This is a genomic window from Pseudomonas sp. GYB4201, assembly GCF_056312595.1.
On the sequence record NZ_JBWGIG010000007.1, the window covers coordinates 1 to 13441 of the forward strand.

At 65.8% G+C, this 13441-nt stretch carries 15 protein-coding genes; 8 read left to right on the forward strand and 7 right to left on the reverse strand.

Going from position 1 to position 13441, the window contains the following annotated elements; genetic code table 11:
- The first annotated feature begins 286 nt into the window (after positions 1-286).
- Both AC0Z2B_RS08265 and AC0Z2B_RS08270 read left to right on the forward strand, forming a co-directional pair.
- Positions 287-616, forward strand: a complete 330-nt coding sequence (locus AC0Z2B_RS08265; RefSeq protein ID WP_416424365.1) for a hypothetical protein — start codon at positions 287-289, stop codon at positions 614-616.
- 48 nt (positions 617-664) lie between these two features.
- Positions 665-1681, forward strand: a complete 1017-nt coding sequence (locus tag AC0Z2B_RS08270) for a class I fructose-bisphosphate aldolase (protein ID WP_476295876.1) — start codon at positions 665-667, stop codon at positions 1679-1681.
- Here AC0Z2B_RS08270 and AC0Z2B_RS08275 read toward each other — a convergent pair whose 3' ends face one another.
- The 4 genes from AC0Z2B_RS08275 to AC0Z2B_RS08290 all read right to left on the reverse strand — a co-directional run bounded on the left by AC0Z2B_RS08275 (position 1682) and on the right by AC0Z2B_RS08290 (position 5443).
- A complete protein-coding gene (locus AC0Z2B_RS08275) occupies positions 1682-2425 on the reverse strand; it encodes a PRC-barrel domain-containing protein (protein WP_476295877.1) in 744 nt (247 codons plus the stop codon).
- Between the two features lie 75 nt (positions 2426-2500).
- A complete protein-coding gene (locus tag AC0Z2B_RS08280) occupies positions 2501-2962 on the reverse strand; it encodes a YbaK/EbsC family protein (RefSeq protein WP_476295879.1) in 462 nt (153 codons plus the stop codon).
- Positions 2901-4310: a dicarboxylate/amino acid:cation symporter gene (locus tag AC0Z2B_RS08285; protein ID WP_476295881.1), complete on the reverse strand. Its 1410-nt coding sequence runs from the start codon at positions 4308-4310 to the stop codon at positions 2901-2903. The genes AC0Z2B_RS08280 and AC0Z2B_RS08285 overlap by 62 nt, the downstream gene beginning before the upstream one ends.
- Positions 4311-4384: 74 nt before the next feature.
- The gene (locus tag AC0Z2B_RS08290) at positions 4385-5443 is read right to left on the reverse strand and encodes a tartrate dehydrogenase (RefSeq protein ID WP_476295882.1); all 1059 of its coding nucleotides are present in this window, start codon (positions 5441-5443) and stop codon (positions 4385-4387) included.
- A 123-nt stretch (positions 5444-5566) separates the two neighbouring features.
- On the opposite strand from AC0Z2B_RS08290, the gene AC0Z2B_RS08295 reads away from it, so the two are divergent.
- Positions 5567-6466: a LysR family transcriptional regulator gene (locus tag AC0Z2B_RS08295; protein WP_416424359.1), complete on the forward strand. Its 900-nt coding sequence runs from the start codon at positions 5567-5569 to the stop codon at positions 6464-6466.
- On the opposite strand, the gene AC0Z2B_RS08300 is transcribed toward AC0Z2B_RS08295, so the two are convergent.
- Positions 6467-7876, reverse strand: coding sequence for an MFS transporter (locus AC0Z2B_RS08300; protein WP_476295884.1), 1410 nt, complete (start codon positions 7874-7876; stop codon positions 6467-6469).
- Between the two features lie 151 nt (positions 7877-8027).
- Positions 8028-9119 (reverse strand): NADH:flavin oxidoreductase/NADH oxidase, encoded by a 1092-nt coding sequence (locus AC0Z2B_RS08305; RefSeq protein ID WP_476295885.1) that lies wholly within the window; start codon positions 9117-9119, stop codon positions 8028-8030.
- 51 nt (positions 9120-9170) lie between these two features.
- Here AC0Z2B_RS08305 and AC0Z2B_RS08310 point away from each other — a divergent pair, with 51 nt between their 5' ends.
- From AC0Z2B_RS08310 to AC0Z2B_RS08325, 4 genes are all read left to right on the forward strand, one after another.
- The gene (locus AC0Z2B_RS08310; protein ID WP_475503193.1) at positions 9171-9506 is read left to right on the forward strand and encodes an ArsR/SmtB family transcription factor; all 336 of its coding nucleotides are present in this window, start codon (positions 9171-9173) and stop codon (positions 9504-9506) included.
- A 123-nt stretch (positions 9507-9629) separates the two neighbouring features.
- Positions 9630-10436, forward strand: coding sequence for a transporter substrate-binding domain-containing protein (locus AC0Z2B_RS08315; RefSeq protein WP_473006786.1), 807 nt, complete (start codon positions 9630-9632; stop codon positions 10434-10436).
- Between the two features lie 78 nt (positions 10437-10514).
- Entirely contained in the window at positions 10515-11243 is a 729-nt protein-coding gene (locus AC0Z2B_RS08320; RefSeq protein WP_476295887.1) for an amino acid ABC transporter permease, read from the forward strand.
- Positions 11244-11246: 3 nt separating this feature from the next.
- Positions 11247-11933 (forward strand): amino acid ABC transporter permease, encoded by a 687-nt coding sequence (locus AC0Z2B_RS08325; protein ID WP_476295889.1) that lies wholly within the window; start codon positions 11247-11249, stop codon positions 11931-11933.
- Between the two features lie 253 nt (positions 11934-12186).
- Here AC0Z2B_RS08325 and AC0Z2B_RS08330 read toward each other — a convergent pair whose 3' ends face one another.
- Positions 12187-12423 carry a hypothetical protein gene (locus AC0Z2B_RS08330; protein WP_476295891.1) on the reverse strand — a complete coding sequence of 79 codons (237 nt, stop codon included), beginning with the start codon at positions 12421-12423 and terminating at the stop codon, positions 12187-12189.
- 239 nt (positions 12424-12662) lie between these two features.
- On the opposite strand from AC0Z2B_RS08330, the gene AC0Z2B_RS08335 reads away from it, so the two are divergent.
- On the forward strand, positions 12663-13298 hold the full coding sequence (locus tag AC0Z2B_RS08335; RefSeq protein WP_476295893.1) for a hypothetical protein: 636 nt from the start codon (positions 12663-12665) through the stop codon (positions 13296-13298).
- Positions 13299-13441: the final 143 nt, after the last annotated feature.

Consider the following 13441-nt stretch of genomic DNA (forward strand, 5'->3'; position numbering starts at 1 on the left):
GCGGGTCCCCTCCCTCCGGCGTCGCCCAAGCGGCCGACGGCCCGGAATAGAAGCGCCTCCGGTTCCGTCTTCCCCGGCTACGCCGTGGACCGCTTGGCCAACGCCTCCAGTCGGCCCTGGCGCTTTACGGGGCACACAATCAAGATCAACGGCCGCACGGGATCAAGATCAACAGCAGTCGGTGTAATCCAAGGGTAGCGAAGCGCTGCAGGCGAAATGCTGGCCCCCAAGGCTTTTACTTCCCGCCAAAATCACTTCAATTTCAGGTGCTTGGGGCAGGGATTAAATGCGCAATGTAATGATTACGCTTGCAGGGGTTGCACTCACCGGGGCCACGCTGTGCGCCCAGGCCCGGGACCTTCGGCCCGATGACCGCTACATGTGCGCCTGGGGCGCCGGCACCGCGGCGCGCGCCCAGGAGCTGAAGCTGGCCGGGGTGTCGCGCTACGCCGCGCGGGAAAAGATCCACACCATGAAATTCAGCAAGGGCTGGATGCGCATGCTGGCCCTGGGCATCACCGAGCAGACCTACGACAACGCCACCCGCGCCAGGCCGGCGGTGGTGCACGACACCTTCTACGAAGGCTGCCTGCACTACAAGCTGGCGCGCAAGTAGGGCCGATCGCGCCTATCCTTGGCCATTCAGCCAAGGCAGAGGTGAATTATGACCGATCATTCCAATTCCCTGATCGACACGGCCCGGGCGTTGATGGCGGCAGGCAAGGGCTTGCTGGCCATGGACGAGAGCCTGGGCACCTGCAACCGCCGGTTCGCGCCCCTGGGCATCGCCCAGACCGAGGAGAACCGCCGGCGTTACCGCGAACTGCTGGTGACCACCCCGCAGCTGGCGCAGCACATCAGCGGCGCCATCCTCTTCGAGGAAACCCTGTACCAGCACGCCAAGGACGGCACGCCCTTCGTCGATATCCTCAAGGCCGCCGGCATTGTCGTCGGCATCAAGGTGGACGCCGGGGCGCAGCCGCTGGCCGGTTTCCCCGGCGAGCGCATCACCGAAGGCCTGGACGGCCTGCGCGAGCGCCTGCAGCACTACGCCAGCCAAGGCGCGCGGTTCGCCAAATGGCGCGCGGTGCTGAGCATCGAGGACCAGCTGCCGAGCCGCACCGCCATCGAGGCCAACGCCCACGGCCTGGCGCGCTATGCCGCGCTGTGCCAGGAGGCCGGCGTGGTGCCCATTGTCGAGCCGGAAGTGCTGATGGACGGCGACCACGACCTGGCGCGATGCCAGGCGGTGACCCGCGAGGTGCTGGACACGGTGTTCGCACAGTTGCACCGCCATGGCGTGCTGCTGGAGGGCATGTTGCTCAAACCCAACATGGTGCTCCCGGGCGAGGGCGCCCCGCAGGTGTCGGTGCAGGCCGTGGCCCAGGCCACCGTCGAGACGCTGCGGCGCGCGGTGCCGGCGGCGGTGGGCGGCATTGCCTTCCTGTCGGGCGGGCAGTCGTCGGCGCTGGCCACCGAACACCTCAATGCCATGCACCAGGGCGCGCCCTTGCCGTGGCCGCTGACCTTCTCCTACGGCCGCGCCTTGCAGGACGATGCCCTGCGCCTGTGGGCCGGCGACGACGCCAATGTGCAACGCGCGCAGCAGGCGCTGCTGTTGCGCGCCCGCTGCAACGGCGCCGCCGCCCAGGGCCAGTACCGCCCGGCCATGGAAGGCTGATTACTCGGGCGGGTCGTTGCGGGTTTCGACCGACCAGTACACCGAGCGCTGGTAGTGGGTGTACAGCACCGTCTCATGCTCGCGGCTCAGCGGCGCCGTCTCGTCATAGGGCGGCGACGCCTGCACCGTGGCGCGGTCGATGTCGAGGAGTACTTTTTGCTCGTGCCAGGAAATCTTGTCGATCCATTCCGGGGCGATCAGCACCTTGTGGCCCACCCACCAGTTGCTGGTGTTGATGACCAGGTACTGCACCGCCCAGGACTCCTCGTTCACCAGCAGCGTGGCGACGTGGCCGATGTCGCCGTCACTGGCGTGGATATGGTAGCCACTGACTTCTTCGCCGCTGCGCAGGCGCACGTCGTCCTTGGCTTCACGCGGCGCGACGGCGGGTTCGATGGCCGTGTCCCAGACCCCGCCCGTGCCCCAGTAGAAGGGCAGGCCGTAATAGTCCAGGTGGTCCATTTCGTGCTGGCGCGAAACGGGCCTGGCGGTGTCGATGTCCGGGCTGGCCTTGACCTGCTCGCGGGTGATATTGACGCTGAGGCGGTAGTTGCTCCAGTCGCACTGCTGGATGGAGGCGGGGGCGATCAGCACTTTGCGGCTGGCCAGCCACGAGCCGGTTTCCACCACCAGGTAGCGGACCACCCAGGTGGCGTCGTCGAAATAAACGTCCTTGACCTTGCCGATGTCACCGTCGGTGGCACCCAGGGTGTAGTGTTCCAGGTCGTGCAGGTTTCTTAACATGGGGAATGTCCTGTCGCAGGGGGCAGTACAAGAGTAGGCCCTGCCCCCGAGCACAAGTTCCCGGCCTGACGGGCGTCAGGCCTGGGCGACGTCCACCCATTGCGCGTTCACCAGCGTGGCCATGCGCTGGGGGCACAGGCGCACTGCGGCATTGGTGGCGCCGCCGGCCGGCAGCACTTCGGCAAAGGCCTGCAGCGACACGTCGCAGTACACCGCCACGGCCGCCGGCAAGCCGAACGGACACACGCCGCCCACCGGGTGGCTGGTGTGTGCCTGCACCTCGGTAGCGTCGAGCATCTTGGCCTTGACCCCGAACCGCGCCTTGAACTTCTTGTTGTCCAAGCGCGCGTCACCGCGGGTGACGATCAGAATCACCTGGTCATTGACCCGCAACGACAGCGACTTGGCGATCTGCCCCGGCTCGACGTTGTGCGCGCTGGCGGCCAGGGCCACGGTGGCGGTGCTTTCGGCCAACTCAATGACCGAGAGGTCCGGGGCGTTCGCCGCCAGGAAGGATTTGACGGTTTCCAGACTCATTGCTGCTCCTTGGTTCGCGGGCCAAAACGGTCCATACCTTACCATAGCGCTGCAGCACCGGGGTCAGCCGGGGCACTGTGGCTGCGGGCTCCGGCACCGTTTCACCCTCCATGGCCCGGCGCAGCTTGTCGCTGTCCAACGCGCCCACCCATTTGGCGATGGCCAGGGTGCCGACGCCATTGCCGATGGTGTTGGTGATGGCCCGCGCTTCCGACATGAAGCGGTCCACGCCCAGCAACAGCACCATGCCCGACACCGGGATGGTGCCCAGCGAGGCCAGGGTGGCCGCCAGGATGATGAAGCCCGAGCCACTGACGCCCGCCGAGCCCTTGGAGGTGAACATCAGCACCGCCAGCACGATCAGCTGGTCGCTCAGGCTCAACGGCGTGTTGGTGGCCTGGGCAATGAAGATCGCCGCGATGGTGTAGTAGATCGCCTGGCCATCGGGGTTGAAGCTCAGCCCCGCCGGAATCATCATGCCGGCGACCGGCTTGGAGCAGCCGGCCTGCTCCATGCGCGTGATCATGCGCGGCAGCACCGATTCGGAGCTGCTGGTGCCCAGCACCGTGAACAGCTCTTCCTTGATGAAGCGCAGGAACTTCCACAGGCTGAAGCCGGTGTAGCGGCAGATCGGCCCCAGCACCAACACCACGAACAAGATGCAGGTCAGGTACACGCAGGCCATCAGCTTGCCCAGGGCGAACATCGAGCCGAAGCCGTACTTGCCGATGGTGAAGGCAATGGCGCCGAACGCGCCGATGGGCGCCAGGCGCATGACCATGTTGACGATGTTGAACATGCCCTTCATCAGGCTGTCGACCACGTCGATGAACACCTTGGCGCGCGGCCCGGCGTTGGCCAGGGCCACCCCCAGCAGAATCGAGAACATCAGGATCTGCAGGACGTTGCCCTTGGCGAAGGCGTCGACGATGGTGTCGGGGATAATGCCCAGCAGGAAGTCCATGAACGAGGCGTGGGGCGCCGCCGCGGTGTAGGTGGCGATGCTGGAGGTGTCCAGCGCCTTGGGGTCGATGTTCATGCCGGCGCCCGGCTTGAACAGGTTCACCACGATCAGCCCCAGGCCCAGCGCCAGGGTCGAGACCACCTCGAAGTACAGCAGGGCGCGCACGCCCACGCGGCCCAGTTCCTTCATGTTCTCCATGCGCGCGATGCCGCTGACCACGGTGAGGAAGATCACCGGGGCCAGCAGCATCTTGATCAGTTTGATGAAGCCGTCGCCGATGGGCTTGAGCGCAGCCCCCGTGTCGGGCCACAGCACGCCCACCAGGGCGCCGAGGGCTACAGCGATGAGTACCTGTACATAGAGTTTGCCGAATATGCGTTTCATGACGGACCCTGATTCTTGTTGTTGTCAGGCGCCGCCCCGGCGCGGGCGCGGTGATCCGCGCAGCGCCGGGGAAATCAGCGCTGCAGCAGTTCGATCACCGCGGCGGTTACCTGGCGGGTGGTGGCGGTGCCGCCCAGGTCAGGGGTGTGCACGCCGGCTTCGGTGACGGCCTCGATGGCGGCCATCAGCTGCCGCGCCGCGGCGACCTCCCCCAGGTGTTCGAGCATCATGGCGGCGGTCCAGAAGGTGGCGATGGGGTTGGCCACGCCCTTGCCGGTAATGTCGAAGGCCGAGCCGTGGATGGGTTCGAACATCGACGGGAAGCGCCGGGTGGGGTTGAGGTTGGCGGTAGGGGCTATGCCCAGGCTACCGGACAGCGCCGCGGCCAGGTCGGAAAGAATGTCGGCGTGCAGGTTGGTGGCCACGATCACGTCCAGGCTGGCGGGCTTGAGCACCATGCGCGTGGTGAGCGCGTCCACCAGCTCCTTGTCGGTGACCACGTCGGGGAAGTCCTTGGCCACTTCGTGGAAGATCTCGTCCCACAGCACCATGCCGTGGCGCTGGGCGTTGGACTTGGTCACCAGAGTCAGGTGCTTGCGCGGCCGGGTGCGTGCCAGTTCGAAGGCGAAGCGGTGGATGCGCTCGACGCCGGCGCGGGTGAACACCGAGACCTCGGTGGCCACCTCTTCCGGCAGCCCGCGGTGCACGCGGCCACCGTTGCCGGAGTATTCGCCCTCGGAGTTTTCGCGAATCACCACCCAGTCGATTTCGTGGCCGTTGTGCAGCGGGCTCTTCACCCCGGGCAGCACGCGGGCCGGGCGCACGTTGGCGTATTGGTCGAAGCCCTGGCAGATGGGCAGGCGCAGGCCCCACAGGGACACGTGGTCGGGCACGTTCAGCGCGCCCACGGCGCCGAAGAAGATCGCGTCGAAGGTTTTCAGTTCCGCCAGGCCGCCTTCGGGGATGTAGTGGCCGCGCTTGAGAAAGCTCTCGGAATTCCAGTCGAAGTGCTTGAACTGCAGGGCAAAGGTGCCGCTGCGACGGGCCAGGGCGTTGAGGACTTCGACGCCGGCCTCGATCACTTCCACGCCAATGCCGTCACCAGGCACGGCAGCAATGTTGTAGGTCTTCATGGCTCTCTCCAGGGGCTGTTGTTGTGCGCCGGCACTGGGCTGCGGCGGGTGACTGGAGTATATGTAGTGAGCCAAAGCCATTGGTTAACCACAAATCACTACATCATTAACCTGGAGTTATGAATGAACCAGGCCCAGGACCTGTCCTTTTTCCATCTCTTGGCCAAGCAGGGCAGCCTGGTGGCCACCGCGCGCGAGCTGGGCGTGACGCCACCGGCGGTGAGCAAGCGCCTGGCGGCACTGGAAGCGCGGCTAGGCGTGCGCCTGGTCAACCGCACCACCCGTTCCATGAGCCTGACCCCGGAGGGCGAGCTGTATTTCGCCCACGTGGCGCGCATCCTCGCGCAGATCGACGAGGCCGAGCAGCTGGTCAGCAGCAGCCGCGCCACGCCCAAGGGCCTGATCCGGGTGAACGCCTCGCTGGGCTTTGGCCGCCGCCACATCGGCCCGGCGCTGGCGGCGTTCTTCAGCCACTACCCGGAGGTGGAGATCCAGCTGGAGATCAGCGACCACCCGCTGGACCTGGCCACCCACGGCTTCGACCTGGGCATTCGCTTCGGCAGCCTGCCGGACGCCGCGCTGCACGCCCGCAAGATCGCCTCCAACCGGCGCCTGCTGTGCGCCTCGCCGCTGTACCTGGAGAAGCACGGCACGCCTGTGAAGCTTGCGGACCTGGCCCGCCACAACTGCATTTTCATTCGGCAGAACGAATCACCCTACGGCGTGTGGAGCTTCAACCACGGCGGCCGCACCGAGAACGTCAAGGTGCACGGCGCCCTGGGCTGCAATGACGGCGAGGTGGCGTTGAACTGGGCGCTGGAAGGCTACGGCATTCTGCTGCGCGCCGAGTGGGACATCGCCCGCTACGTGCGCAGCGGGCGGCTGCGGTTGGTGCTGGAAGACCAGACCCCGACCCGCGCCGACGTCTACGCCGTGTACCCCCAGCAGCTGCACCTGTCGGCGCGGGTGCGGCGCCTGATCGACTTCCTGATCGAGCGCTTCCGCCATATCGATGGCGTGTGATCAGCCGCGCTTGCCAATCCGGCTGATGCTCACGCACATCGCCAGCCCGGACGCCACCGCGGCCACTGCCAGGGCCATGTGCATGGCCCGCGCTTCCAGCACCGCGGCATCGGCCAGCGCCTGGCCCGCCGCCGGGTGCCCCAGGTACGCCGCCAGCACCACGGCCACCAATGCCGCGCCCAGGCACTGGCCGAAGGTGCGGGCGATGGCCAGCACCCCGGAGGCGTTGCCGCTGCGCTCACGCGGGACGTTGGCGAGCATCTCGCGGTTGTTGGGGCTCTGGAAGAAGCCGAAGCCCACGCCGCACAGGCATTCGCGCCAGAGAATGCCGAACGTGCCGGCATCGGCCGGCAGCAACGCCATCAGCACCAGCCCCAGGGTCAGCAGGCCCAGGCCGATGGTCGACAGCACCGCGGGCGGATGGCGGTCCGCCAGGCGCCCGGCCTGGGGCGCGGCCAGGATAATGCCCACCGGCCAGGCGGTGAACAGCAGCGCCGCGCCCAGCACGTCGTAGCCGTAGGCGTTCTGGAACAGGAACGGCAGCGACAGGATGGCAATGCCCTGGCTGACGAACGCCGTCAGCGACGTCAGGGCCGCGAGGGAAAAGCGCAGGTACTTGAAGATTTCCAGGGGCAGCAAGGGCACCGGCGCGCGGCGTTGGCGCCAGATAAACGCAGCGCCTGCAGCCACCATCAACAGTGAGTAAGCGCCAGCCTCGCTGGCAGCCGCCGCGCCAGTGGCCATGATCGCCGCGCCCATGGTCACGGCCGACAGCACGGCGCCGAGGTAGTCGAAGGGCTCACCGCTGCTGGCACGCTGCCCGGGCACATAGCGCCAGCCCAACAGCGCGGCGGCGATGCCCAGCGGCAGGTTGATCGCGAACAGCCAGGGCCAGCTGGCCAGCCACAGCACGGCGCCGCCGAACGCTGGGCCCACGGCGGTGGCCAGGGCCACCAGCAGGGCGTTCAGGCCCAGGGTACGGCCCAGCAGGCGGGTGGGAAACACCGTGCGGTAGATGGCCGGGCCGATGCTCAGCGTGGCGGCACCGCCCACGCCCTGGACCACGCGCATGGCCACCAGCACGTCCAGCGACGGCGCCAGCGCGCAGCCCAGCGACGCCAGGGTGAACAGGCTGACGCCGCCCACGAACAGGCGGCGAAAGCCGATGCGCGTGGCCAGCGAGGAAAAAATCATCAGCGTCATGGCGGCCGCCAGCAGGTAGCCGTTGGCAACCCAGATGGTGGTGGCGGCGGGTACGTTGAAGGCATGGGCCATGGAGGGCAGGGCGATGTTCACCACCGTGCCGTCGATCACGGCCATGGCGGTGGCCGTCATGATCGCCACCATCGCCAGGCGTCGTTGGGCGCCGGGCAGGCCGTCGTCGTTGGGTAGATCCTGGAACAGCGACATGCAGATCCCTTGCAAAAGGAGGAGGGCAAGGAGGATAAGCCAGACGGGCGGCGCGCGGGAAGGGCGGACGCCGCCTGCGGCAGCTGCTACAGAGGCCAGCGGCCGCACGCCACGTCAGGTACGTAGCAGTGGCCGAAGGCCGCGTCAGGGTTTACCGATAACGCTCGAGCCAATGGGCGTAAGGCGCTGGCAGGGTCCACGAAGCCTTGTCCACGCCCAGTTCCTTGGCCGCAAAGTACGACCAGTGCGGGTCGGCCAGGTGGGCACGGCCCACCGACACCAGGTCCAGCTGGCCGGCGCTGACGGCGTCATGGGCCAGTTGCGGGGTGCCAAAGCCCCACGCCGAGGTCACCGGCAGGTCGGCCTCGCGGCGCACGCGCTCGGCGATCGGGCCGAGGAACGCCGGGCCCCACGGGATGTTGGTCTCGGCGATGGTGAAGCCGACGCTGACGCTCAGCAGGTCCAGGCCACCGGCCTTGAAGCGGCGCGCCAGTTCGATGGACTCGGCCAGGGTCTGCTCGTCGCGGCCGTCGTATTCGATCACGCCGAAACGGGCGGTCAGCGGCAGGTGCTCCGGCCACACTTCGCGCACCGCGGCCAGGGTTTCCAGGAGGAAGCGGCTGCGGTTGTCGAAGCTGCCGCCGTAGGCGTCGGTGCGCTGGTTGGCGTGTTCGGAGAAGAAGCTCTGGCCCAGGTAGCCGTGGGCGAAGTGCAGCTCGATCCATTCAAAACCGGCGTCACGGGCGCGGCGTGCGGCGTCGACGAAGTTCTGCTTGACCCGGGCGATGTCGTCCAGGGTCATGGCGCGCGGCACTTTCGGCAGGTGGTGGCCGAAGGCGATGGCCGACGGCGCGATGGTGTCCCAGCCGTTGGGCTCGCCAGCGGCGATATGGTCGTCACCTTCCCACGGGCGGTTGGCGCTGGCCTTGCGGCCGGCGTGGGCGATCTGGATGCCCGGCACCGAGCCTGCGGCCTTGATGGCCTGCACCACGGGCACGAACGCCTGGGCCTGCTCGTCGTTCCAGATGCCGGCGCAGCCCGGGGTAATGCGGCCTTCGGGGGCCACGGCGGTGGCTTCGACCACCACCAGGCCGGCGCCGCCACGGGCCAGGCCCGCCAGGTGCACGTGGTGCCAGTCGTTGATCAGGCCGTCGGTGGCCATGTATTGGCACATGGGCGGGATGGCGATGCGGTTGCGCAGCGTCACGTCCTTCAGGGTGAAGGGTTGGAACAATGCAGACATGGGAAAACTCCAGGAGATAGCTATTTTCGCTTGTTCGATCATAATCGAACTATGGCAATTTATGGAAGCCTCGATATCATGTGCGCCATGCGAGCCTATACCCACCCCAATCCCGAAGACTTCACCCTCGAGCGGCTGTTGTACGCCTTGAGCGACCCCGTGCGCATGGACATCGTCCGGCACCTGGCCGGCGTGCCCGAAGCCACCTGCGGCGAACTGGACGGCGGGCGGCCGAAATCGAGCATGTCCCACCATTTCCGCGTGTTGCGCGAGGCAGGGCTGGTGCAGACCCGCAACGTCGGCACCACGCACATGAACTCGCTGCGCAGCGAGGCGCTGGAGAGCCGCTACCCGGGGTTGCTGGCCAATATTCTGTCGCACCGCTAGCCCTGTTTTATATTCCTGAAAAATATAAACAAATAATATTATATTCCTTTTGGTTTTTTAGCCTTACTGCAAGACTTCCGGTGCAGGCACTTTGCCTATCTGCCCCTACAGGAAGTCGAGCCAATGAAAAAACTTACGGCCCTTGCGGCCCTGTCCCTGGCGTTGCTTTCCGGTATCGCCCACGCCGACCGTCTTGAAGACATCAAGAAAGCCGGGGTGCTGCGCGTCGCCGCCTTCGACAGCAACCCACCGTTCGGCTTCATCGACACCAAGACCAAGCAGCTCGCCGGCCTGGACGTGGACTACGCCAAGGCCATCGCCGCCAAGCTGGGCGTGAAGCTGGAACTGCAGCCCACCAACCCGGCCAACCGCGTGCCGCTGCTGGTGGCCAACAAGGTCGACCTGGTGCTGGCCAACTTCACCATCACCAAGGAACGCGCCGAGCAGGTCAACTTCAGCACCCCGTACTTCGCCTCGGGCCAGCAATTCATCGTCAAGAAGGGCACGCTCAAGAACGAGAGCGACCTCAACACCTGGCGCGTGGGCGTCGACAAGGGCACCACCAACGAAGGCGTGCTGCGCGAGAAATTCCCCGGCGCCAAGGTAGTGGCCTACGACGACACGCCGTTCGCCTTTACCGCGCTGCGCAACGGCAACGTCCAGGCCATCACCCAGGACGGCCCGAAGCTGATCGGCCTGCTGGCCAACGTGCCGGACCGCGACAAATATGAAGTGCCACCTTTCACCATCTCCGACGACCTGATCGGCGTGGGCCTGCCCAAGGGCGAGACCGCCCTGACCAACTTCGTCAACGACACCCTGGTAGCGCTGGAGAAAGACGGCCAGGCCCAGAAGATCTACGACACCTGGTTCGGCCCGACCACCAACACGCCGCTGGCGCGCCTGTTCAAGATCGGCGACAAGGGCTGATCCCGCCCTTGTGACTGCACATGGCATGCGCCTGCCCGGGCGCGTGCCTGGTTTCGTTTGACCTGGATACGCGCCTACATGTTTGGTGAATTGCTTGCCCCCCGCTATTTGCAGTGGCTGGCCGACGGCTTCCTGCTGACCCTGGGCCTGTCAGTGCTGGTGTGCCTGGTGGCCACGGTGCTGGGCGCCTTGCTGTACCTGGCGCGCAGTGCGCCGTCGCGGCTGCTGGCGTGGCCGGCGCGGGCCTACCTGCTGGTGATCCGCAACACGCCGCTGCTGGTGCAGTTGTTCTTCTGGTATTTCGGTGTCACCGCGTTGCTGCCCGACAGCCTGGTGACCTGGCTCAACACCCCGCGCAGCCTGGCCCTGGGGCCGCTGACAGTGGAGTGGCCATCGTTTGAATTCATCGCCGGCTTCTGGGGTTTGACCCTGTACACCACCGCCTTCGTCGCCGAAGAGCTGCGCGCCGGCATCGACTCGGTGCGCAAGGAACAGCGCGCCGCCGGCCTGGCCCTGGGCCTGCGCCCGGCGCAGGTATGGCTGCACGTGGTGCTGCCCCAGGGTTTGCGCACGGCCCTGGGCCCGCTGCTGGGCCAGTACATGAACGCGGTGAAGAACTCGTCGCTGACCATGGCCATTGGCCTGGCTGAACTGTCCTACACCTCGCGGCAGGTGGAGACCGAGACCTTCAAGACCTTTCAGGCGTTCGGCTACGCAACCTTGCTGTACATCCTCACCATCGCCCTGATCGAAGCGGCAGGGCAGTTGATCCAACACAGTCGGCGCTACCGCCGGGGAGTGGCCTGAGCCATGGACTTTTCCGTCATCGTCGACAACCTCGGCTATTTCATGTGGGGCGCCTACCCCGACGGCCCCTTGGGTGGCGCGGCGCTGACCCTGCTGCTGAGCCTGCTGTCGGGCATCGCCGCCGGCGTGCTGGGGCTGATGGGCGGCATTGCCCTGGTGACCAGCCGCGGCTGGCTGCGCTGGGTGTTGGTGGGCGTGCTGGGTTTCCTGCGGGCGATTCCGGTGCTGATGCTGATGTTCTGGAGCTATTTCCTGCTGCCGATTCTGTTCCACGTCAACGTGCCGGCTTTGGCCACGGTGGTGTGCGCGCTGTCGCTGATCGGCGGCGCGTACCTGTCGCACTCGGTGGCGGCGGGCATCAACAGCCTGCCGGCCGGCCAATGGGCCGCGGCCAGGGCGCTGGGGCTGCGGCCGGCGCAGGTGTTGTGGCTGGTAATATTGCCCCAGGCCCTGCCGCTGATGCTGCCTTCGTTCCTCAACCAGTGGGTGTCGCTGATCAAGGACACGTCGCTGGCGTACGTGATCGGGGTAGGGGAGCTGTCCTATGAAGCCACGCAGGTGAGCAACCGGGTGATGGTGCACCCGGTGGAGATCTTCCTGTTCGTGGCGTTGGTCTATTTCGTGCTGTGCAGCGCGCTGCAACTGGCGGCCAGCCGGGTGGCCCGGCGTGGCGCCAGTGCCGCCCCGTAGCAGCCTGGCGGCAGCGGCTACGGGTTTTATGTGGGGCTGGAAATAATTAGACACAAAGGGCAGCGACAGCCCCTTCCTATCACGTATTTTTCACATCGGCTGGCGTACTTTGAAAGTGCTCCAGATGCTTTGCCAGGCCAGCTTTCCCCCATCGCCCGCCTGGCGTGCACAGAGCGCAGTCGGTATCACACACTTGCCCCAGCAGCACCCGGGTGGCAGCCCAGGAAGGGTCGCTGACTGGGGCAAGGGTGCCCTAGCTGAGCCAGGTCGTTACTACCCGCCGGTCCAGCTCTTCCCAGTCCGCCATCCCCAGCACCCGCACCGTGTTCAACCCACGCAAGTACCCGCGCAACTGATTGGCCACCGCCCGCTGGGTGTCCGGGTCGGCAGGGTTCGCGCGCAGCACGTCTTCGTACTCGATCAGGTAATCGGCCACGCGCTCCTTGAACTCGGGTAGCACGGCGGCGCGAATCAGGTCGAACGTTCGCATGCAACATCCTTTTTTCGTTGTCATTGGACTGTCGGCCAGTCTGCACGCGCTATTGCCTCGGGATCAAGCGCCTTGAGCGGGGGTGGCCAGGGCAAGATGAAACTTGTCGGTTTTGTGACACTGGTTTATTGACGCAGGGGGGCATGATGGCAAAATGCTCACCCGCGCGGCGCCCCAAGCCCGCGAATCTGGAAAAAGTGTCGCCTGGACACTTTGCTTTTTGACCAAGGAAGTTACCCATGAAGTTCGCAAAAACCCTGGCCCTGGCCGTTTCGCTCACCCTGGGCGGCTGCGCCAGCTTTACCAAGGACGAAGTGGCGCCAGTGACGATGCCGTCCATGGCCAGCTACGCCAACAAACCCAACGTGTTCGTGGATTTCGATTTCTACCAGGGCACGCCAGGCAGCAGCACCGCGGTGGAAGTGCCCCAGGCGCGCAACCAGCTGCGGCCGCAACTGGAAAAGTCGCTGAACGACTCCAAGCTGTTCGGCCGGGTAACCCTGGACGAATTCAACAAGCAGCCGGGTGACTACACCCTGCACCTGAAGGTCTACAACCATCCACCAAGCGGTGGCCAGGTGGTTTGGGCGTTCCTGAGCGGTTTCACCCTGATGCTGGTGCCGGCGCTGGGCACCGACCAGTACACCATGACCCTGGAAGCGCAGGATGCGCAGGGCAAGACGTTGAGCACCGAGAGCAACCACGATGCAATCAATACCTGGATGGGGGTGTTGTTTGTGCCGCTGATGGCGAATACGCCGAAGGAGGCGGTGAGTGATACGTTTACGCGGCAGGTGAATGCGTTGCTCAAGCAGATGGTGGATCGGCAGAGTTTGAAGTATTCGGGGTTGGATGTGCGTGTTCCGCGTGCGTGAGGTGAAGTAAAAGCACAGCAAAAACACAGCAAAAACAACGCGAACCGCTGTTGATCTTGACCTTGATCCCGTGCGGCCTTTGATCTTGATTGTGTGCCCCATAAAGCGCCAGGGCCGACTGGAGGCGTTGGCCGAGCGGTCCC